We start from the raw sequence: 20,684 nt of genomic DNA, 5'->3' as shown, positions 1-20,684 counted from the left end.
CCGCGGCCGGGTAATTGTGGCACACATGTAATTAAGGTTGTTAACATATATGTGAATTCTAAAACCTTTACTCGTTGCTGGTTTTGAGTGGTTTTCCACAGTTTGTTCATAAACTTTTTTCTCCTATTTTTGCCATCCTTACAAAAAGAGGTATACCTATAATATGTCAGTTATTCAAACCATCCGCGACAAAGCAGCGTGGATTATCATTGGTGCGATTGCATTAGCCCTTGTAGCCTTTATCGTACAGGATGCCCTTCAGGGTGGAGGCGGGGGATTGTTCAGCGGTAATTCCACCACGCTTGGAAAAGTAAATGGTACCAGTATCGATTTTCGCGATTTTGAGCAGCGCTACAAAATGGCCGAAGAAAACCAACGTGCGCAGGGTTATCCTATCAATGATCAAACGCGCAACCAGATCCGTGAAAGCCTGTGGAACGAATTCGTTGAAGACGCGTTGATGGGCAAAGTGTATGATAAACTCGGAATCACAGTTTCTGACAAAGAATTAGGCGATTTATTATATGGTGCCAACCCGCCTCAGATGTTAAGGCAACAGTTTACCGATTCAACCGGCGTATTTAACGCACAAATGGCTTACCAGGCAATTAGATCACTGAAGAAAGGTACTCCTCAATACAATAGCTTCTGGGGCGAATATATTCCTGCTCTCGAAAAAGGCCGTCAACGGGAGAAATTTACCTCACTGATCGGAAAAAGCATGTATGTTCCAAAATGGTTGCTCGAAAAAAGCAATACCGAGAACAGCCAGCGCTCTTCCATTTCATATGTGAACGTTCCATATTCTTCTATCAGCGATTCTACCGTTACAGTAACTGACGAAGATGTGCGCGAATATGTGAATAACCACAAAGAGATGTACAAACAGGAAAATGAACGCAGCCTGGTGTATGTAACTTTTGATGCTGCCCCCAGTTCTGCCGACAGCCAGGCGGTGTACAAAACGGTGTCTGATGCAAAGGATGCTTTGGCTGCAGCTAATACTGTTCCGGAAATTCAAAATGTACTTGCCAATAATTCAAGCGAAACACCATTCTTCGATGGTTATGTATTGAGCAGCCATATGCAAATGGGCAATGCCGATACACTTCGCAAACTGGCCGATGGCGCCGTGTTCGGTCCATACCTCGATGGCGGTAATTATACCCTCGCGAAAATGGTTGACCGTCGCAGCATGCCCGATAGCGTTAAGAGCCGTCATATCCTGATCAAATTCAATGATCCGCAAGGGCCTTCCAGAACCGATAGTGCTGCTAAAAAATTGATCGATAGCATTGAAGCTGCTATCAGAGGCGGCGCCAGTTTCGATAGCATGGTTGTTAAGTTCAGCGACGATGCCGGCAGCAAAGAAAAAGGCGGCGAGTATGAATTCGCTTCCATGCAGTTTTCTAACCTGAGCAAAGAATTTGCTGAAGTGATCTTCTATGGCAATACCGGTGACAAAAAAGTTGTGAAGGTTGAAAACCAGTCTTACAGCGGCTACCATTATATAGAAGTATTGAGCCAGAAGAAAATTGAAACCGCGTACAAACTGGCGTACCTGAGCCGCCCGGTTGTACCCAGCGATGAAACTGTAAATGGCGCGAGCGGAGCTGCCGCTCAATTTGCAGCTGAAAGCCGCAACCTGAAAGATTTTGAGGCAAACGTTGCAAAAAGAAAATTGAATAAATTCCCGGCTGAAGTGAAAGAATCCGATTTCATGATCATGGGCCTGGGCGAATCACGTGAAATAGTACGTTGGGCATTCAACGATGCAAAAAAAGGCGAAGTGGCCGAGCATGCCTTTATGGTAGGTGATAAATATGTGGTGCCTGCTCTTGTCAATGTTTTTGAAAAGGGAACTATGTCGGTTGAAAAGGCACGTCCATTGGTTGAGTACAAGATCCGTAATAATAAAAAGGCTGAAAACATCATTAAAAAGATCGGTAATGCTTCTACCCTGGAAGCCGTAGCACAGGCTACCGGCCAGCAGGTATTGAAGGCCGACAGCATTGCCTTCAACAGTACCTTTATTCCAAATGTGGGTAACGAAATGAAAGTGTTGGGTGCTGCTTTCAACAAAGATTACCAAACCAAGATCTCTGCTCCTATCAAAGGCGAGATCGGTGTATTTGTTATAAAAGTCGATAACATTTCCGCTGTGCCTAACCCATCTTTCGATGTTAAGACACAACAGGAAAACATTCAAAGACAAATGGGCGCTATGACCGGTTACAGAACAATTGAGGTGCTGAAAAAAGCCGCTACCATTAAAGACAACAGAATTAAGTTTTTCTAGGTAATAAGCTAAAGAGTTAACGGGGTTGACGGGGTTTATACCGGTCAACCCCGTTCTTTTTTTAGAAATGGCTAAAAATTAAGGTGTTACTTGGTTAACCCGTTAACATATTAACTCGTTAACATTTTCGCCTTACCTTTGTACCTGTTTAGTGAAAATGAATATTATGAGTGAAGAAATTGTAAATAAGGTCGCACAAAGCCAGCTGGTCACCCTCGACCTGGAAAGCTATTATCCTGCAGAAGAAATTGCGGTCTTTGACCTGAAGCCGCATTTATTCATGGAGCTGATCCTGAAAGAAAAAGAATTTCGCGTCGCACTACAAAATAACGATTGGAGCGTTTATCAGAACAAAGTGGTTGCGGTTACCTGTACTGCAGATGCCATAATTCCTATGTGGGCGTATATGCTGGTAGGTTCATATCTGCAGCCGGTGGCAAAAGATGTGATCTTTGGCGATGAACAGGCAGCCCGTCAGAAACTGTTTGTACAAAATATAGAAGCAATAGATACGGAACCGTTTGCTGATAAGAAGATCGTTGTAAAAGGTTGCGGCGATATACCGATAGGAGAGTTTGCTTACCTGGCCGTAACAAAGAAGTTAATGCCGGTAGCCAAAAGCCTTATGTATGGCGAGCCTTGCAGCACCGTTCCCATTTATAAAAAGAAATAACTAACGAAAGCCGATGCCACCGCGTCGGCTTTTTTTTGGTCGCATAAGAAGTGTGCCACATTTCCAATTGCGCGGCCAGGTTAAATGTGGCACAAATACAAGTGAAAAAACCAAAACCGGCCAATCATGGACGTTGAAATATTAGCACGGATCCAATTTGCATTTACTATCGCCTTCCACTACATCTATCCGCCTTTAAGCATTGGGCTTGGTTTATTGCTGGTGGTTTTTGAAGGACTGTACCTGAAAACCGGCAATAAAATGTACGAACAGGTAACCCGTTTCTGGATAAAGATCTTCGCGCTCATTTTTGGTATTGGTGTGGCCACCGGTATCATTATGGAATTTGAATTCGGCACCAACTGGGCAACGTATTCGAAATACGTGGGCGATATCTTTGGCAGCGCTCTGGCGGCGGAAGGCATTTTTGCTTTTGCACTTGAATCGGGCTTTTTGGGAATACTCATTTTTGGTTGGAACCGCGTAAGCTCGCGGGTGCATTTCTTTTCTACGCTCATGGTATTCCTGGGGTCTATGTTCTCTGCCATCTGGATCGTTGTGGCCAATTCCTGGCAACAAACGCCGGCTGGTTATCATATTGTAGGGAAGGGGTTGGAAGCCCGCGCCGAGATCACAGATTTCTGGGCCATGGTGTTTAATCCCTCCAGCATAGACCGGTTGATTCACGTTTGGATCGCCGCGTTCCTCGCCGGCATCTTCCTGGTATTAAGTGTGAACGCCTGGTATATCTTAAAAGGCAAACATCTTGAAATTGCAAAACGTTCTTTTAAAATAGCCCTTTTGGCTGGAACCATATTTTCATTGTTACAATTATTTGCCGGTCACAGAAGCGCAGATGTGGTTTATAAACATCAGCCGGCAAAACTCGCAGCGCTCGAAGGCCATTACGATTCCATGGCTGTGGCCGATATGTACCTGATGGGGTATGTAGATAATAAAAATCAAAAAGTTACCGGTATAAAAATTCCCGGCGGTTTATCCTTCCTTACCCAATTCGATTCTGAAAAACCGGTAAAGGGATTGAATGCATTTAAACCGGAAGAAAGGCCAACACAGGTAAATGCCATCTTCCAGTTCTATCATATTATGGTGGCCATCGGCATGTTTATGATCGGGTTAACCGTATATGCGTCGTGGCTGAGCTTTAAAAATAAACTGTTTGAAAAACGATGGCTGATGTGGATTTTTGTTTGGGCGGTTCTGGGCCCGCAGATCGCTAATCAAACCGGGTGGTTTGCTGCGGAAATGGGCCGCCAGCCCTGGGTGGTATATGGTTTGTTGAGAACTTCCGATGCCCTGTCGAAAACAGTAACGGCAAACCAGATCGTGTTTTCACTCATCCTGTTCACGGTAGTGTATATGTTGTTATTCGTGTTGTTCCTTTATTTACTGAACAAGAAAATTCAACACGGCCCGGTCGATCATGGTACCAAAGAAGATATCGATGAAGGCAGCAAAAGAGATAATCCCATTCTCGATCACTCGAACGGGCGTGCATAGATTTCGGATTTAAATCTTAAAATCAGAAATCTCAAAATTCTGCGGTGCCTATTGTAATCATTGCTATAAATTATTAAAATGGAAACATTCTTAGGTATAGACTACAATGTTTGGTGGTATCTCGTTTTTGGCGCGGTGATAAGCGGTTATGCCATCCTCGACGGATTTGATCTGGGGGCCGGCGCATTGCACCTTTTATTGAATAAAGAATTAAGCCGCCGTATTGCATTGAATGCGATCGGCCCGGTATGGGACGGAAACGAAGTATGGCTCGTAATTGGCGGCGGTGCTTTATTTGCCGGTTTTCCCGTAGCCTATGCGGCTATATTTTCTGCTTTTTATGTACCGTTCATGATCTTCCTCGTGGGCCTCATATTCAGAGGCGTTGCCATAGAATTCCGAAGTAAGGAACCGGGACTGTTATGGCGCAAAACCTGGGATGTCGTGTATTGCGTGGCTTCTATAATAATATCCCTATCGCTGGGCTTAATGCTGGGTAATGTAGCATTGGGAATTTCATTGAACGAACAAAAGGAATTCAATGGCGACTGGCTTTCGTTCTTTAATTTCTTCTCTATAATGGTAGCCATAACTACCCTCGCCCTGTTTATGATGCATGGCGCCATTTACCTGGTTATGAAAACGGAGAACCGGCTGTACACCAAGTTATATATCCTGGCCCGCCAGTTCATCATCTTCTTTGTATTGAGTTTTGTGATCACTACTTTGTATACATTATTATATGTTCCGCATTTGGGCGATTTCTTCAGGGATCATCCCTCTTCATTTATCATCCCCGTACTGATGGTACTGGCCATTGCCAATATTCCACGCCAATTGAAGATCGGGAAATACCGGTACGCATTTATCAGTTCCTCAGTAACCATTTCATTATTGTTGATAATGGTGGCGCTGGAAGTGTTTCCTTATTTATTGTATTCAAGAAATAATCCGGCCAACAGTATAACAATTCACAATGCCGCCGCCTCGGCAAAGACCATGAAGATATTATTGATCATTGCACTGATAGGTACACCACTGGTGGCCACTTATACTTCATTTGTATTCTGGACATTCAAGGGAAAAGTGAAGCTCGATGAAACCAGCTATTAAGTAATTGCTGATTTAGGGATTTCGAGATTTAATGCAGGATAATTATTTATGGATGATAAAGAACTTTGGAAGTTTCAAATACGAAAAAAACTTATGCTTTTTGGAGCACTGCTTTTGATTGGAATAATTATAATCTTTGTAGCAACCTGCAATGGATAATTTCTGATTTAGAGATTTAGGGATTTCGAGATTTGTATTCTCGAAATCCTTAAATCAGCAATCCCTAAATTATTTTATACTGGCGCCTACACGCTCAAGTAAAGCCTTCGTTTTTTTGATCCCTTCTTCTTCACTAAGTTTATCGCCTTCGTATTCAATACCCACATAACCTTTGAAACCGGCAGCTCTCACCACCTTCAACATTCTTTCATAATCTGTTTCAATGCAGTTACCCTGTTCATCAAAATCATGGGTTTTGGCGCTAACGCCTTTGGCGTAAGGCATCATTTCGGCAACACCTTTATAGCGATCGTACTCTTCAATACATTTGGTTCCCCACAATTGACCGTCTTCGCGTTTAATACAGAAATTACCGAAATCGGGCAGGGTGCCTACATTTTTCCTGTTCACGGTTTTCATTACTTTGGCCAGCCATTCGCCGTTGGAAGTAAAACTGCCATGGTTTTCAACTATTACATTGATGCCGGTTTTGGCGGCATATTCGCCCAGCTTTGAAAGCCCATCAATAGCGGATTTCTGTACCTCTTCACTACCGCCGGCGCCATAGGCATTCACGCGAATAGATGTGCAACCGAGGAATTTGGCGGCATCAACCCATTTATAATGGTTTTCCACAGCCTGTGTTCTTTTAGTTACATCGAGGTCGCCGAGATCGCCTTCACCATCGCACATGATCAGGTGATTTTTAACCCCGTTGTCTTTGCAGCGGTTCAATAACTTGGCAAGGTATTTTTCGTCTTTAGCCTTGTCTTTAAAAAATGTGTTTACATATTCCACTACGCTTATGCCGTAAGTATTTTTCGATACGGCGGGAAAATCGAGGTTGTCCATTTCTTTTGCAAACAGCTTCCTGTGTAACGACCACTGGGCAAGCGAAATGGTAAAGAACAAAGGCGCGGCTGCGTCATTGTTCCCTAACGCATTAGCATTTGTTTGAATATCGTTTGAGGCGGTAATAAAAGATAATCCGGTGGAAGCGGCGCCAAATCCGGCTGCCAGTCCACCCAGTTGTTTTAAAAAATGACGGCGATTCGAGGGCATGTTTACAATTTTTGGTTGAGTTGCTGAATTTACAACATGCCCATAATATATGGATGGGTTTCGTGTTAAAACCACCCTCTTTTTCTGAAAAAGAACAGCATCCAGATCGGGATGATCAGCATCAGACCAACGGCAATAAAAAATCCCCAATCGTTATGCAGGTAGGGGATCTTATCGAAGTTCATTCCGAAAATGCCGCCGATAACGGTAGCAGGAGCCAGTAAGCAGGTTACTATGGCCATTACCTTCATTACCTCATTCATGCGCAGGTTCACATTATTTATATACAGGTCCTGCATACTCATAATAATATCACGGTAGTTTTCGCTAAGGTCAAAGGCCTGAACAATGTGGTCGTAAACGTCTTTATAATATTTTGTATGACGGTCTTCAAGCAGTTCGCTTTCGCTGCGGATAATGCCATTCAGCAGGTCGCGTACAGGAGCGAAGTTCCTTTTCAATACGATCAGCTCCTTACGCAGTTTGTTGATGCGGGCCAGTGAACGGGTATTGCTATTGCGGATCACTTCCTCTTCTACAACCTCAATTTGCTCTCCTACTTTTTCCATTACGGTAAAGTAGTTATCGACGATCATATCGAGCAATGAATAACACAGGTAATCGGCGCCCCGTTGCCTGATCTTGGCGTTGTTTATTTTCAGCCTTGTTCTAATGGGGTTGAACACATCGCGGCTTGCATCTTCCTGAAAAGAGAGCACAAAATTTTTTCCCAGAATAATACTGATCTGTTCACTTTCCACTGAATTTTTATCGGGGTTGTAGTAAAGCATATTCAGCAAACAGAAAAGGATATTATCAACTTCGTCCATTTTCGGACGTTGGTTAATACTGAGTATATCCTCAATAACCAGCGGGTGGATGTCGTACCCGTAACAAATGGTTTCCACATCAACCTTACGCAAACCATCTATATTGATCCAACTGATATATTCGGTATCCTTGCAATGTAAACACTCCGCAACGCTTTCAACATTATACTCCTGTATTTTGGAAGCATTGTACTCATATACCGAGATCTTTACGTCTTTGGCTTCTTCCCGCTGGGGAACAATGGTAGGATTCACCTGCAGTATTTCCTTGGTTCGGGCCGTGCCGAACAATGATGGCAACATTAAATAGCGCAGGTATTTCTGAGGACTCATATAACAAAAATGGCTAAAAAATCTGAAATACAATACCCTCCGCTTTATTATGCATGGTGTGGGCATTAAAAGCAGCCCTGAATGGCGTACAATATATTATAATTAGTCCACGGCGTTAATGGTGAGGTCGGCGCCGAGGGTATTTCCTTCAATTTTCAGCATAACGGGGAAGGCGGCATTGTTCAAAACCCAGATGCGGGTAGAACCAGCGGCATTTTCCATAAAAAAAGCATCAACCGGTTTGCCGGCGATCTTTAATTGCTGTTGTTCTGCAGGCGTTTTAACGGCAAAACTTTGTTTATCGAAATCAAATTTTTTGTCGTTTTGCAGTTGGTCCCATTGGGCTTTTGAGAAAACCAGGATCGTTTGGTCATCGGCCAGTTCTTCCTCGGTGCCGGGCGATGGCTGGCTCCAGAAACCCTTCATTCCACTTTCAAGCGACTTATTTTTCATAACCCAGGTTCCGGTGCCGAAACCTTCGACATTCCAGCCCACTTTAAGATAACCGGCGCCTACCGAATCAAGGGAAAAAGTGCAGGGGAAAGTTTGGCCATTTACATACGCTGAATAAGCCAGCTTTGTGCCTTGTTTAATAACGGGCGCAAATTTGTCCTGCGCCCATGAAGAGGCTGCCGCTGCCAGCAGGCAAAGCCCCAATGTGATTTTTTTCATACAACAGGTTTTTTGTGAATTTACGAAAACGCTCAACGCAAAACGTTTAATGCTTAACGCCAGACCCAGCACGTTCGGCATTTTTTTACTGATGCCGGCACTTCCTGACAAAACAAAAACGGAGCGCAAAATGCAACTCCGTATTCGTATACCATTACCGTTGTAATTATATTATTATTAATTACAGTTTCTCATAAAGGGCCCGCAATTTATCGCGGGTCATAATTTTTTCCCAGTCTTTTCCGAGTGCGTTTTCCCATAACGGTTTCATGCCAAGCGATACATTGATCATGGTATCGAACTGTTCATCGGTCAATCCTTTGCAAATGCCAACGGGGATATCGATCTTGTTTTTCTCCACCATTTTTTTGAACTCTGCCACGCCTGCGGGGTAGTACGGCTCGAGGTGGTTCATAACAATACAATTGCCAATACCATGTTTGGTGCCCAGCAAATAACTTAAGCCGTAACTCACCGCATGGGCAACACCCACCTGTGAATAAGCGATGCTCATTCCCCCAGCATACGAAGCCATCATCAGTTTTTCATCGCATTCGGTATCCCAGCTATCTTTTTCGAGGAAGATATGCTGGCACAAATTCAATGCTTTTTCACCATATGATTTGCTGAACTCGTTCAGGTAAGTTCCCTCCAGGCTTTCAATACAATGGATATAGCAATCCATGCCGGTATAAAAGCGCTGGTTAACGGGCGCGTTGGCTATTAATTCAGGATCGAGTACGATCTGGCTGAACGGCGTGAAGTCAGAGTTCATACCCAGTTTACGGGTTGGTCCGGTAAGAACGGTGGTACGGGAAACCTCGGCGCCGGTTCCGCTCAAAGTGGGAATACCCACTTTGTAAACGCCGGCCTGTTTAACCAGGTCCCAGCCCTGGTAATCGGCAGAAGAACCGGGGTTGGTCATCATTAAGGAAACCGCTTTGGCCAGGTCGAGGGTAGAACCGCCGCCAATACCAATAACGCCGCTCACAGTGCCGAACTCATCTTTTAATTGTTTAGCCAGTTTATCAACCTGGGTGGTTTTTGGTTCGTAGGTAACATCGGCAAAAATTATTTTGTCTTTACCACGCAGGGGAACGCGGTTTACAAGCGGCTTGCCGTCGCCGGTAGCGGCGCCCTTTTCAAAATAATGATCTACGAGGAAGATCATGGGCGCATCGCCTTTTCTATGAGGAGCTAAAATTTCATCGAGCTGGTTAAAACTGCCGTGGCCGTATATTACATAATCGACCATTTTAAAGTTTCTGAACTTCATATGCTTACGCTAAATGATTTTTAAAAGATACTGTGATTTAGCCGTGCGAAGGTCGGAATCAATGGGCAATTGGCAATCGGCAACCGGCAAATAATTCCTTGCTTCTGGCGGATTATCACTGCCCATTTTTCCAGTCAAACGCACTGGAAACCGGTCAAACGGCCCGGGTAATCCATAAATTGCCCATTGTTTATGGCCTGCTGCAAATTGTTTTACTCCCACGCCGTTTTCAAAGGCCATACTTTGGCAGTTGGAATACGGGTAGCGCCATTTTCGGTAGTGTTTGGGCTGTTTAAGGGTGTACTAAATCTAATCATTTTAGATGATATGGCAACTGAACAACTGCCCCTTCGCGGGAATTCGTAACTTGAAAACGATTGGCAGGGCCTCCGCTTTAACAGAATGGTGATAAGCCTGATGAGGGAACCGCAACGCAAAAAATGTAACCTGTATAAATATAACCATCCAATGAAAATAGCAGTAGCGCAAACAAAACCGGTAGCCGGTGATATCGACAGCAATATTAAAAACCATCTTTCGCTTACCACACTGGCTGCGGACCATGGCGCCGATATAATTATTTTTCCCGAATTGTCATTGACCGGTTATGTGCCCTCCCTTGCAAAAAAATTAGCAACCGATATCAACGATAGCCGTTTAGCAGTTTTTCAGCAACTCAGTGATGCAAGGCAGATCAGCATTGGAGTGGGGCTGCCTACAATAACGGCAAAGGGTATTCATATAACCATGGTAATACTTCAGCCGGGTAAACCGCGCCAGGCCAACTCAAAAATGTATTTGCATGCCGATGAAGAGCCCTTTTTTGTGAGTGGCGACAACTTACCCGGGTTGATCATTAAAAACACGCCGGTTGCCCTGGCCATTTGTTATGAAATTTCAGTTCGCGAACATTCGGAAAATGCACATCACAGCGGGGCGCAGTTATATGTGGCCAGTGTGGCAAAGACTGTAAAAGGGGTTGAAAAGGCGTGGACGGGCCTGGGCGAGATCGCAGCCAATTTTGGAATGATGGTATTAATGAGCAATAGCGTTGGTCTGTGTGAAGATGGTTTATGCGGAGGCAAGTCTGCCGCATGGGATGAGGGCGGTACATTGCTTGGCCGGCTGGATGATAGCAGCGAAGGCATTTTGATACTTGATACCGTAACCAGGGTGGTAGAAATTAAAATGATTTAACAGGGAGGAGGGGTGCTGTGGCCCAACAGGGCCTTAAATAAAGAAGCGATTACCTTTATAAGTTCAGATAGATAAAATCTATCATTTTATAGAATAATACTATGAAAATCTATTTTATTTTTTGGCATCTTTGCGCCATCTGACCAACGCCCCTGTGCGGGCATCGATTGTTTCCCAGCCATTTTTACGTCGAACGCTAAAAGCTGAACGCTTAAGGCCAATGTCAAATTGGTTTTTGCGGTAAGCAGTGCGGTTAGCATTTAAAAAATTTAAATCAAAATATGAGTAACAAAGTGTTGTCTATCGGAACTCAGTTCCCGGCATTTAAGAAGAAAGCGGTTGTATCTATTGAGAAAGGCAAAGAATTCATGGAATTAACGAATGAGTACGCTACCTCAAAAGGAAAATGGACAGTAATGTTCTGGTGGCCTAAAGATTTCACTTTCGTGTGCCCTACTGAAATTGCCGAGTTTAACAAAAAACACAGTGAATTTACAGACAGAGATGCCATTTTGATCGGTGCTTCAACCGATTCGGAATTTGTGCATGCAGCGTGGAGAAGAGATCATAACGATCTTAAAGACCTGAAATTCCCGATGCTGGCCGATACTTCAAAATCACTGGCTGAAGAACTGGGGATCCTCGATTCAGAAGAAAAGATCGCTTACCGCGCTACTTTCATCATCGACCCTCAGGGAATTGTACGTTGGGTAAGCGTATACGACCTGAATGTAGGCCGTAACGTACAGGAAGTGGTTCGCGTACTGGATGCTTTGCAAACAGACGAACTGTGCCCCTGTAACTGGCAGAAAGGTCAGGAAACACTGACTACCCAATTAAGCATGAACTAATAAAAGAAATTAACATGAGCCAGGGAATAGCTATACAGAACGAGACTTTTTCAAACCTGTTGAACGATCTGCAGATTCCGGAATATGTTCCTTCTGCCGCTGCGCAGCAATTGCTGGCGGCCGAATCGAAGTATATAAAGGACCTGAAGATCAATGTGAGCAATGTGCTGAACAACACGCAATACCTGAATAAAAAGGAAGCGTTGTTACTGGCCTATGGCGTTGCGGTAAATGAAAAGTTCGATCTGCTGAAAGAAAGTTTCCGTGCGCAGGCGCAGGAAGCAGGTGCAACTGAGGCCGAACTGGCAGAAATAGTTTCGTGCACATCGCTGATGAACGCGAACAATATCTTCTACCGGTTCCGTCACTTTATGAATAAGGATTTTTATACCAATACACCGGCCGGTATAAAAATGAGCATAATGATGAACCCTGTTTTAGGCAAGGAGTTCTTTGAACTGGTGAGCCTGGTTATTTCATCGATCAATGGTTGTGAAATGTGTATTACTTCTCACGAACAATCCATTTTACAACATGGCGGTTCTGAAAGCCGGATCTTTGAAGGCGTAAAACTCGGAGCGATCATAAAATCGTTGATAACGGTTCTCGCCTAAAGGCGAAAACAATGTTGAATAATGAATGTCGAATTACGAATAATGAAGTGAAAATAACTTCAACATTTGATATTCGACATTCATTATTTTTTGTTAGGCCACCAGGGCCGCAGCGCCAAAAACGCCGGCACTGTCGCCGAGGCTGGGTTTTAATATCTGAACGTCGACCCGGTTATTGAAAATGAATTTATGCAGCGATTCAACGCCCGCAGTGTATATACTGTCGATATTGCCAACGCCACCACCCACAACAATTACATCAGGATCGAGCATATTGGTGATCACCGAAACCGCTTTACCAAAAAAATGGTTCAATCGCTCGATGGTTTTTACAGCGGCCTGATCATTCCCCTGCACGGCATGGGCCAGAATATCTTTCAATGAAAGCATGGAACCGGTAATGCTTTTATAGTACCGTTGCAAACCGGGGCCCGACAATACCGTTTCTACACAACCTGAACGGCCGCAATAACAGGGACCGCCCGATTCATCGAGAAAGTTATGCCCCCATTCACCGCCGATACCGTGTTTCCCGTTCCACACATGGCCATTTATTACAATACCACCGCCAACGCCGGTACCCATAATAATGCCGAACACCATTTTGGCATCGGGCGCTTTTTGTTTTACCACGCCCCAGTGCGTTTCGGCAAGGGCAAAACAATTGGCATCGTTGGCCAGTACACAGGGAAGTCCGAGTTTTGTTTCGAGGTCTTTTTTTAGCGGCTGTCCATTCAGGGCAGTGCTGTTACAATTTTTCATTGTCTGAAGAATAGGGTCCAGCACGCCGGGCGTTCCTATTCCAATGGCAGATGGCTGCAGACCTGATTGCTGCTTCATCGTTTGTACCAGCCTGTCTATCTGGTTAACAACGTGTTCATATCCCTTTTGTCCTTCCGTATCGATGCGGGTCCTTAAAATGGGCTGCGGGTTGTCTAATGAAGGAACGATTACCCCTTCTATTTTTGTGCCTCCCAGGTCGATACCCCAAAGTGGTTGCGTCATGATGTTGGTTGAATAAGCGATTAAATTAATACATTTAGCACATTCGAAAGGCCAAATTGCCATAGTTCGTATGCGCTGTAAGGGTTAAGTACGGGAAATTTATCTATTGTAATAGTCTGGCTGCTCTTTCCAGGTCTTCGGGCGTATCAATTTCTACACCCATATAATCGGTAACGACCATTTTTAATGGAACGCCATTTTCGAGATAACGGAGACATTCAATTTTTTCAGCCGCTTCCAATGGGGTCATGGGCCAGGTGGTAAAGCTCATCAGGGCCTCTTTGCGAAAGGCATATACACCAATATGTTCATAATAGGTGATCACCGCTTCGTTGTTACGTGGATAGGGTATGATGCTTCTGCTGAAAAAAAGCGAGTTCATATGTTTGTCAACCGCTACTTTCACATAATTGGGGTCGGCAATGAATTGCGGTTCTTTCAGCACCTGCATCAGGGATGCTACCTGTATTTTTTCACCCGCTTCGCCCTCAAATACCTGAAGCAGTTTTTGAAGGGGTTCTTTTTTTACAAACGGTTCATCGCCCTGCACATTCACTACAATATCCGTTTCTATGTCGGCCACTGCTTCGGCAATACGGTCGCTGCCGCTTTCATGCTGCTGCCGGCTCATACAGGCCCTGCCGCCATTTGAAACAATTTCATTATAAATAATTTCACTATCGGTCACTACCCATACTTCATCGAATAAATCCGTGGCTACGGTATTATCATAGGTGTGACGAATAACAGTTTTATTACCCAGCTGCTGCATCAGTTTGGCAGGAAACCGGGTTGCCGCATAGCGGGCCGGGATCATTGCAATTTTTTTCATCGGGATAAAGATAAGAAAAGCAGTAATGAATGATGGCTAAACGCACTCATTTCATTATATTTGGAAAGAGCTGCTTTTTTCCTCCAGCGATTTGCCTGCCAGTCATTGACATAACCAAACTAATTTGTATGCAAGCCACCGAATTGCTGAAGACTTATTTTGTCGATACCAATACCTGGGACGAAATGTACATGGACGCTTCTGTTCGTGAGCAATACCAGCGGGTGGTGGCATTTATGCAGCAATTGAGCCTCGAAGAACTGAATAAAAAAGAAGAGCTGGCCAAACGGCTGTTTATGAGCCAGGGCATTACGTTCACCGTTTACAGCAGCGGCGAGGGCATCGAAAAAATATTTCCATTCGATATAATTCCACGTATCATTACCTCCGCCGAGTGGGAGCATATCGAAAAAGGCATCAAACAACGGCTAAAGGCCCTGAACCTTTTTCTGAAAGACGTTTATCACAACCAGTTCATATTGAAAGATGGGGTAGTGCCCATTGACATGATATATAGTTGTCCGCATTATTTGCGCGAAATGTATAATCTTTCGGTGCCGTACGATCTGTATGTACATATTGCCGGTATCGATCTCATTCGCAACAACGATGGTTCGTTTTATATACTGGAAGATAACCTGCGAACGCCAAGCGGCGTAAGCTATATGCTGGAGAACCGTGAAATAACCAAACGCATTTTTCCCGACCTGCTGCCCCAGAACAATGTGCGAAGTGTAATAGAATATCCTAATATTTTGCACAGGAACCTGGTTTCTTTTTCTCCGCGGCAAATAGCCAATCCCACCATTGTTTTATTAACACCCGGTATTTATAATTCAGCTTATTTTGAACATACCACGCTGGCCCGGCTTATGGGGGTAGAACTGGTGGAAGGGCGCGACCTGGTTGTGGATAACCACCGGGTTTATATGAAAACCACCTATGGCCTGCAACAGGTAGATGTTATTTACCGCCGTGTAGATGATGAATTCCTCGACCCGCTTGCTTTTAATCCCAACAGCGTATTGGGTGTTTCGGGTATCATGAATGCCTATCGCAAAGGCAATGTGGCCATCGTAAATGCTGTGGGCAATGGAGTGGCCGACGATAAGGCCATTTATTGTTATGTACCCGACATGATAAAATATTACCTGAACGAGGAACCCATATTAAAGAACGTGCCTACCTATCACCTCGATAACCGGGACCAACGGCAATTTGTTTTTGACAATATCACCAACATGGTAGTGAAAAAGACCAATGAAAGCGGTGGTTATGGCATGTTGATGGGCAATAATGCCAGTGAAGAAGAAATTACGAATTATTGCGCGGCCATCAATAAAGACCCGCGTCAGTTTATTGCACAACCCATCATAAGCTTATCATCGGCGCCCTGTTATATGCAGGGAAAACTGCAGCCCCGCCGGGTTGACCTTCGGCCATATGCCTTATGCGGGCCAGACGGGATTGAAATTGTGCCGGGCGGTTTAACGAGGGTAGCGCTGCGCGAAGGATCACTGGTGGTGAATTCATCGCAGGGCGGAGGCAGTAAGGATACGTGGGTGCTGGCGGGGTAATGGAAATGAGAAATTAGAAATAAGGAACTGAGAAATGAAGAAGGTAACACAGAAATGTTGAATATCGAATGTCCAATGTTAAATGTCGAAGTGGAAAACAGGAAATGAGAAATGGCAATTCCATGTTTTGCTTTCAGCTTTAGGCTGTTTGCTTTGCTCGTTGCCTTTGCTTTAATCTTTTATTATATGGTAACCGCAAACTTGTTACCCGAGAATTTGTAACTAAAACAACGTACTGATTAATGCTTAGTAGAGTAGCCGATAGTTTATACTGGATGAGCCGTTACATTGAACGCAGCGATGGTATTTTACGAATGCTGAAGGTGAATTATGCCTATTCGCAGGATAGCATCTCAGAATTTTCGTGGCGGCCGGTACTTCGGCTGTTCACCTACCTCGAAGAAACCGAAGCCAAACAACTGGAAACAAATCCCCGCGGCATTCTGCAATACATTGTTGCCGATAAAGGAAATCCCAATGCCGTGGTGAACATTGTGACCCGCGCCCGGGAAAACGCCCGCAGTGTGCAGGACCACATCACCAAGGAACTATGGCAGTGCCTGAACGACTACTACCATACCACCAAAGAAGAATGGCTGACCCACTGGTTGCAGAAAGACGATCCTATCACCATCCTGGATGTGCTGATAAAACAGGGTTTGCTTTATTACGGAACGGCCGATATTACCATGTCGCGCGGGGAAGGATATTCTTTTATGAATATCGGGAAGTTCCTCGAACGCGCCATTTTATCGGTTGACATTTTGAATGTACGGTTCATCAATAACCAGTATAATTCCGATACCGCGGCCGATGCGCCTTACTGGAAGTATCTGTTGCTTTCCATTGCCGGTTATGAATTGTACCTGAAAACCTATCGCACGGGTTTTGATGCCCGCAACGTAATTGAACAGGTAGTACTTAACGATCATTTTCCCCGCTCCATTATATACTCCATCACCCGGCTGCAACGCTATTTCGACCGGCTGAAAAAAGAAGGCAAAGTGAACAATTACCAGCAGCTCGATTTTATGATCGGCAAACTGCTGAGCAAGGTTCGTTACTCAACGGCGGAAACGATCATTAGTCAAAACCTGCATCAGTATCTGGTTGACATCAAAAATGATCTGTACGCCATTGCCAATGCACTGAATCAATGTTGTTTTGCATATAGTTAAAACAGTAAGGAACCTGTATTTTTGCCAACCATGCCACAATTCAAAATTCATCACGTTACCAGGTATACTTACGAGGTGCCGGTTCGCGATAGCGCCAACCAGATCATTTTGTTCCCTGTAAAGGATGAATACCAGACAGTTTTGAAACAGGACCTCGTTATCACCGGGGAACCTGCCGTAGATGTTTACAAGGATTATTATGGAAATGAAGTAGGGTCGTTCATGTTTACCGGTGCGCACAGCGAACTGAAGATCGACTCAAAAATTGAGGTGGTAACCAAAAGCAGGCCCCTGCCCGATGATACCATTCCCAAAGAAGAGCAATGGGCCGGTTTACAGGCTATTAGATCCCAGGTGCCGTTCATTGATTTTCTTAAGCAGGAAAGCTGTGAAGCAGTTGGTGAAATAAAAAGCGATACGCAGGTAGGGCAATACATGCAGGTTACGCCGCTGGTTGCAGCGCAAAAGCTGAACGAATATGTTTACAAGGAATTTCAATATATACAGGGTGTAACCAGTGTGGAAACCACGCCCGACGAAATCTGGAAACTGAAAGCCGGCGTTTGCCAGGACTTTGCCCACATCTTACTGGTGATGCTGCGTATGATCAGTATTCCCGCCCGCTACGTAAGCGGGTATATTTGTCCCAACCGCAACGGCATGCGCGGCGAAGGCGCTACCCATGCCTGGGTAGAGGCTTATATTCCCAACTATGGCTGGCTGGGCCTCGATCCCACCAATAATTGTTTTGTGAACGACCTGCATGTTCGGCTGGCGGTTGGCCGCAACTTCAGCGACTGTTCGCCCGTAAAAGGAACTTATAAAGGCACTTCCAACCACAGCCTCGAAGTAGGCGTTTCGGTAAGTTACGAAGACGGCCATGTGCAGGACGACCATGCCACTATCTTAATGCCGCATCCAATTACCAACGGCGGTAACAAAAGTGACGATAATTCGTACAGAAGGTATATGGAAATGATACAGCAACAGCAATAATAAAAGTTTATGGTTTGTTGTTTGTGGTTCTGCTATTGCAGCATGCCTGCAATTAATCGGGCCCTCTAAATTTCGGGCAACCACAAACCATAAACCACAAACTGTTTAATAGTCGGTCTTTATATTCTTATTAAAGGGAAGCTTCAATTGATACGAAAGACTCTCATCAGTACTATCTTCCAGCACATCTAACCCATAATGTAATTGTTTGGGATCGGTATAGGCAAAGGTGCCGAAGAGGCGGTCCCACAGGGAGAAAATATTCGCGTAGTTGGTATCGGTATACGGGCGTTTATAATGGTGATGCACCTTGTGCATATTGGGCGAAACGAAGATCCAGCTAATAGGTTTATCGAGCCAGAGCGGAACCCTGATGTTGGCATGATTGAAATGCGTAAAGATGGCCGACATGCTCCGGTACAGAAAATACATGCCGATCGAAAGCCCTATCATGTACACGCCGATGATCGTAAAGCATTCCCTGAAGATCCATTCGCCGGGGTGATGGCGGGTACCGGTAGTAACATCAACCTTGGTATCGCTGTGATGGATCATATGAAACTTCCACATGAACTTCACCTTGTGCATCATGTAGTGCGGTGCATACTGGGCGAAGAAATCCATAAACAACAGGCTCAGAATTATATTGGCCCAAAGAGGAAGATCGAACAGATTTAGTAAACCGAATTCATGGTCGGTGACCCATTTACAGGCAATGATGGTGATGGAGCCTAAAACGATATTCAATACCACGGTGGTGAACAGGAATACGAGGTTTACCCCCGCATGTTTGTACCGTTTCCACGAAAACCGGAAAAGAGGGTAATATCCCTCAATCAGCCAGAATAAGATCATGCCGCCCATCAGAATGGCCATTCGTTGCCAGGGGGCGATATTCTCCCAAAATTGCATAAAAACGTCCATGGCAGTACATCGTTTGTACCAGTAATTTACGCTAAAAAATCCGTCAGGAGATGAGGCGCGGGGGGTTTAAAAGCATGTGGAGCCGCCTAATTCATTAAGTGGGGAGGGTTAATAATTTTCACTATCAAAAAAAATGTAAACTGTACTTCCTTTATGACCTTTTTGATCGGATTTTATTTTCGGCCATTCTGTAAAATAAAAAAATCCCGCCTGAAGCGGGATTGCTGTATTAATAGCGAAGTAAATATATAAAAATAGCGATCAGGTGTTTAACATTAAAGGCATAACCAGCATCAGCAGTTCTTCATTTTCGTCCTGGTCACCGGGGCGAATGATACCGGCCTTGGTTGACGTTGATAATTCAACAGTAATATCATCAGTATCGGTAGCGTTCAACATTTCGATCAGGAATTTGGCGTTGAAGGCGATCTGCAGATCTTCACCATTGTACTGACATTTCATACGTTCGTTACCTTCAAACGAAAAGTCGATATCCTGGGCCGTTAACTGCAACTGGCTGCCGCTGATACTTAATACAACCTGGTTGGTGCTTTTGTTACTGAAAATTCCAACCCGGCGTAACGCGCCTTGAAAATCGGTGCGGTTAACCGTTAATTTATAGGGGTTATCGGTAGGGATAACCACTTTATAATCGGGGAAACGCGCATCGATAAGCCGGCAGCTTAACTGGGTAGTGCCATGGGTAACGAAAAGGTGGTTGCTGTTATAACTGATGGTAAGCTCATCATCGTTCACCGGCATGGCTGCTTTCAACAACGTAAGCGGTTTTTTAGGTACGATGAGCGAATCGGTTTTCGGACAGCTTACATCTGTACGTTTGTAACGAACAAGGCGATGTGCATCGGTAGCAACGAACTGCAAACCTTTTTTATCCATTTCGAAGAACACCCCTGTCATGGCCGGACGAAGATCATCGTTACTTACGGCGAACAGGGTTTTATTGATGGCGGTTACCAGGGCCGCAGAAGAAACGGTGAATGAATTGGTATCATCGGCCACCGGGTCTTTAGGGAAGTTATCGGGGTTTTCACCCATCACTTTATACTTACCATTATCGCTGGTTATTTCAACAGCGTAGTTCTTATCGATATTGAAAGTGAGCGGCTGCTCGGGAATGTTCTTCAGTGAATCCATCAGGATCTTGGCCGGGATACAAACACGGCCGGCATCTTTCGCCTCAACCTCCAGCTGAATTTTCATTACTGTTTCCAGATCAGTGGCAACTACCGATAGTTGATTTTTTTGTACATCGAACAAAAAATCTTCCAGGATAGGCAGCACCGTATTGGCATTGATCACCCCGCTAATCTGTTGTAATTGTTTCAATAAGGCCGAAGATGAAACGATAAACTTCATATAACTGATTAAGATTTGAGCAAATATAGGGTTCTGACTGAATAAATTACCCGGTTTTTTTAAAACACGAAATCCACAAATATGCTATCTTGCCTTTCAACGGTATTGAAAAACCGGCCCCTGAAATGTGTACCGGGTGCCGTTTTCAAAAAACGCCACATTCCAAACCGTAGGAAGCATAAGCAGGTCGTCGGC

The 20,684-nt window shown here is 44.5% G+C and carries 19 protein-coding genes; 10 read left to right on the top strand and 9 right to left on the bottom strand.

Going from position 1 to position 20,684, the window contains the following annotated elements:
• The first annotated feature begins 163 nt into the window (after positions 1–163).
• The 4 genes from A4R26_RS12830 (at position 164) to cydB (ending at position 5,606) form a co-directional block, all read left to right on the top strand.
• A complete protein-coding gene (locus A4R26_RS12830; RefSeq protein WP_081164167.1) occupies positions 164–2,299 on the top strand; it encodes a peptidylprolyl isomerase in 2,136 nt (711 codons plus the stop codon).
• Positions 2,300–2,465: 166 nt separating this feature from the next.
• Positions 2,466–2,972, top strand: a complete 507-nt coding sequence (locus A4R26_RS12825; RefSeq protein WP_081164166.1) for a DUF2480 family protein — start codon at positions 2,466–2,468, stop codon at positions 2,970–2,972.
• Between the two features lie 126 nt (positions 2,973–3,098).
• Positions 3,099–4,493, top strand: a complete 1,395-nt coding sequence (locus A4R26_RS12820; RefSeq protein WP_081164165.1) for a cytochrome ubiquinol oxidase subunit I — start codon at positions 3,099–3,101, stop codon at positions 4,491–4,493.
• Between the two features lie 78 nt (positions 4,494–4,571).
• Positions 4,572–5,606 (top strand): cytochrome d ubiquinol oxidase subunit II, encoded by a 1,035-nt coding sequence (gene cydB, locus A4R26_RS12815; RefSeq protein ID WP_081164164.1) that lies wholly within the window; start codon positions 4,572–4,574, stop codon positions 5,604–5,606.
• Positions 5,607–5,834: 228 nt separating this feature from the next.
• On the opposite strand, the gene A4R26_RS12810 is transcribed toward cydB, so the two are convergent.
• The 5 genes from A4R26_RS12810 to A4R26_RS12790 form a co-directional block, all read right to left on the bottom strand.
• On the bottom strand, positions 5,835–6,827 hold the full coding sequence (locus A4R26_RS12810) for a sugar phosphate isomerase/epimerase family protein (protein ID WP_081164163.1): 993 nt from the start codon (positions 6,825–6,827) through the stop codon (positions 5,835–5,837).
• A 65-nt stretch (positions 6,828–6,892) separates the two neighbouring features.
• The gene (gene corA / locus A4R26_RS12805) at positions 6,893–7,990 is read right to left on the bottom strand and encodes a magnesium/cobalt transporter CorA (RefSeq protein WP_081164162.1); all 1,098 of its coding nucleotides are present in this window, start codon (positions 7,988–7,990) and stop codon (positions 6,893–6,895) included.
• A gap of 102 nt (positions 7,991–8,092) precedes the next feature.
• Positions 8,093–8,662, bottom strand: a complete 570-nt coding sequence (locus A4R26_RS12800) for a hypothetical protein (protein WP_133054653.1) — start codon at positions 8,660–8,662, stop codon at positions 8,093–8,095.
• A gap of 181 nt (positions 8,663–8,843) precedes the next feature.
• Entirely contained in the window at positions 8,844–9,938 is a 1,095-nt protein-coding gene (locus A4R26_RS12795; protein ID WP_081164160.1) for an iron-containing alcohol dehydrogenase family protein, read from the bottom strand.
• Positions 9,939–9,947: 9 nt separating this feature from the next.
• Positions 9,948–10,178, bottom strand: a complete 231-nt coding sequence (locus A4R26_RS12790; RefSeq protein WP_081164159.1) for a hypothetical protein — start codon at positions 10,176–10,178, stop codon at positions 9,948–9,950.
• Between the two features lie 228 nt (positions 10,179–10,406).
• On the opposite strand from A4R26_RS12790, the gene A4R26_RS12785 reads away from it, so the two are divergent.
• The 3 genes from A4R26_RS12785 (at position 10,407) to A4R26_RS12775 (ending at position 12,600) form a co-directional block, all read left to right on the top strand.
• On the top strand, positions 10,407–11,135 hold the full coding sequence (locus A4R26_RS12785) for a carbon-nitrogen hydrolase family protein (RefSeq protein WP_081164197.1): 729 nt from the start codon (positions 10,407–10,409) through the stop codon (positions 11,133–11,135).
• A 281-nt stretch (positions 11,136–11,416) separates the two neighbouring features.
• On the top strand, positions 11,417–11,986 hold the full coding sequence (locus A4R26_RS12780) for a peroxiredoxin (RefSeq protein WP_081164158.1): 570 nt from the start codon (positions 11,417–11,419) through the stop codon (positions 11,984–11,986).
• Between the two features lie 14 nt (positions 11,987–12,000).
• Complete coding sequence (locus A4R26_RS12775) at positions 12,001–12,600, top strand: carboxymuconolactone decarboxylase family protein (protein ID WP_081164157.1); 600 nt, start codon at positions 12,001–12,003, stop codon at positions 12,598–12,600.
• Positions 12,601–12,693: 93 nt separating this feature from the next.
• On the opposite strand, the gene A4R26_RS12770 is transcribed toward A4R26_RS12775, so the two are convergent.
• Both A4R26_RS12770 and kdsB read right to left on the bottom strand, forming a co-directional pair.
• Positions 12,694–13,605 carry an ROK family protein gene (locus tag A4R26_RS12770; RefSeq protein ID WP_081164196.1) on the bottom strand — a complete coding sequence of 304 codons (912 nt, stop codon included), beginning with the start codon at positions 13,603–13,605 and terminating at the stop codon, positions 12,694–12,696.
• 103 nt (positions 13,606–13,708) lie between these two features.
• Complete coding sequence (gene kdsB, locus A4R26_RS12765; protein ID WP_081164156.1) at positions 13,709–14,437, bottom strand: 3-deoxy-manno-octulosonate cytidylyltransferase; 729 nt, start codon at positions 14,435–14,437, stop codon at positions 13,709–13,711.
• Between the two features lie 128 nt (positions 14,438–14,565).
• Between kdsB and A4R26_RS12760 the strand changes: the two genes are divergently transcribed.
• The 3 genes from A4R26_RS12760 (at position 14,566) to A4R26_RS12750 (ending at position 18,188) form a co-directional block, all read left to right on the top strand.
• Positions 14,566–16,014 carry a circularly permuted type 2 ATP-grasp protein gene (locus A4R26_RS12760; RefSeq protein ID WP_081164155.1) on the top strand — a complete coding sequence of 483 codons (1,449 nt, stop codon included), beginning with the start codon at positions 14,566–14,568 and terminating at the stop codon, positions 16,012–16,014.
• Between the two features lie 242 nt (positions 16,015–16,256).
• Complete coding sequence (locus A4R26_RS12755) at positions 16,257–17,192, top strand: alpha-E domain-containing protein (RefSeq protein WP_081164154.1); 936 nt, start codon at positions 16,257–16,259, stop codon at positions 17,190–17,192.
• 30 nt (positions 17,193–17,222) lie between these two features.
• Positions 17,223–18,188: a transglutaminase family protein gene (locus tag A4R26_RS12750; RefSeq protein WP_081164153.1), complete on the top strand. Its 966-nt coding sequence runs from the start codon at positions 17,223–17,225 to the stop codon at positions 18,186–18,188.
• 105 nt (positions 18,189–18,293) lie between these two features.
• Here A4R26_RS12750 and A4R26_RS12745 read toward each other — a convergent pair whose 3' ends face one another.
• Positions 18,294–19,112: a sterol desaturase family protein gene (locus A4R26_RS12745; RefSeq protein ID WP_081164152.1), complete on the bottom strand. Its 819-nt coding sequence runs from the start codon at positions 19,110–19,112 to the stop codon at positions 18,294–18,296.
• A gap of 261 nt (positions 19,113–19,373) precedes the next feature.
• A complete protein-coding gene (gene dnaN / locus A4R26_RS12740; protein ID WP_081164151.1) occupies positions 19,374–20,489 on the bottom strand; it encodes a DNA polymerase III subunit beta in 1,116 nt (371 codons plus the stop codon).
• Positions 20,490–20,684 lie beyond the last annotated feature (195 nt).

Source organism: Niastella populi, from assembly GCF_002078015.1.
Classification (GTDB): domain Bacteria; phylum Bacteroidota; class Bacteroidia; order Chitinophagales; family Chitinophagaceae; genus Niastella; species Niastella populi.
Note: the sequence above shows the minus strand (reverse complement) of the source record. Positions and strands in the feature narration are given on the sequence as shown.

Excerpts from the sequence above, each read along its gene's own strand:
- A4R26_RS12830 (WP_081164167.1), top strand. The coding sequence starts at position 164 with ATGTCAGTTATTCAAACCATCCGCGACAAAGCAGCGTGGATTATCATT.
- kdsB (WP_081164156.1), bottom strand. The coding sequence starts at position 14,437 with ATGAAAAAAATTGCAATGATCCCGGCCCGCTATGCGGCAACCCGGTTT.
- cydB (WP_081164164.1), top strand. The coding sequence starts at position 4,572 with ATGGAAACATTCTTAGGTATAGACTACAATGTTTGGTGGTATCTCGTT.
- A4R26_RS12780 (WP_081164158.1), top strand. The coding sequence starts at position 11,417 with ATGAGTAACAAAGTGTTGTCTATCGGAACTCAGTTCCCGGCATTTAAG.
- A4R26_RS12770 (WP_081164196.1), bottom strand. The coding sequence starts at position 13,605 with ATGACGCAACCACTTTGGGGTATCGACCTGGGAGGCACAAAAATAGAA.
- A4R26_RS12775 (WP_081164157.1), top strand. The coding sequence starts at position 12,001 with ATGAGCCAGGGAATAGCTATACAGAACGAGACTTTTTCAAACCTGTTG.
- corA (WP_081164162.1), bottom strand. The coding sequence starts at position 7,990 with ATGAGTCCTCAGAAATACCTGCGCTATTTAATGTTGCCATCATTGTTC.
- A4R26_RS12810 (WP_081164163.1), bottom strand. The coding sequence starts at position 6,827 with ATGCCCTCGAATCGCCGTCATTTTTTAAAACAACTGGGTGGACTGGCA.
- A4R26_RS12825 (WP_081164166.1), top strand. The coding sequence starts at position 2,466 with ATGAGTGAAGAAATTGTAAATAAGGTCGCACAAAGCCAGCTGGTCACC.
- A4R26_RS12820 (WP_081164165.1), top strand. The coding sequence starts at position 3,099 with ATGGACGTTGAAATATTAGCACGGATCCAATTTGCATTTACTATCGCC.
- dnaN (WP_081164151.1), bottom strand. The coding sequence starts at position 20,489 with ATGAAGTTTATCGTTTCATCTTCGGCCTTATTGAAACAATTACAACAG.
- A4R26_RS12790 (WP_081164159.1), bottom strand. The coding sequence starts at position 10,178 with ATGGCCTTTGAAAACGGCGTGGGAGTAAAACAATTTGCAGCAGGCCAT.
- A4R26_RS12760 (WP_081164155.1), top strand. The coding sequence starts at position 14,566 with ATGCAAGCCACCGAATTGCTGAAGACTTATTTTGTCGATACCAATACC.
- A4R26_RS12750 (WP_081164153.1), top strand. The coding sequence starts at position 17,223 with ATGCCACAATTCAAAATTCATCACGTTACCAGGTATACTTACGAGGTG.
- A4R26_RS12745 (WP_081164152.1), bottom strand. The coding sequence starts at position 19,112 with ATGGACGTTTTTATGCAATTTTGGGAGAATATCGCCCCCTGGCAACGA.
- A4R26_RS12785 (WP_081164197.1), top strand. The coding sequence starts at position 10,407 with ATGAAAATAGCAGTAGCGCAAACAAAACCGGTAGCCGGTGATATCGAC.
- A4R26_RS12795 (WP_081164160.1), bottom strand. The coding sequence starts at position 9,938 with ATGAAGTTCAGAAACTTTAAAATGGTCGATTATGTAATATACGGCCAC.
- A4R26_RS12755 (WP_081164154.1), top strand. The coding sequence starts at position 16,257 with ATGCTTAGTAGAGTAGCCGATAGTTTATACTGGATGAGCCGTTACATT.
- A4R26_RS12800 (WP_133054653.1), bottom strand. The coding sequence starts at position 8,662 with ATGAAAAAAATCACATTGGGGCTTTGCCTGCTGGCAGCGGCAGCCTCT.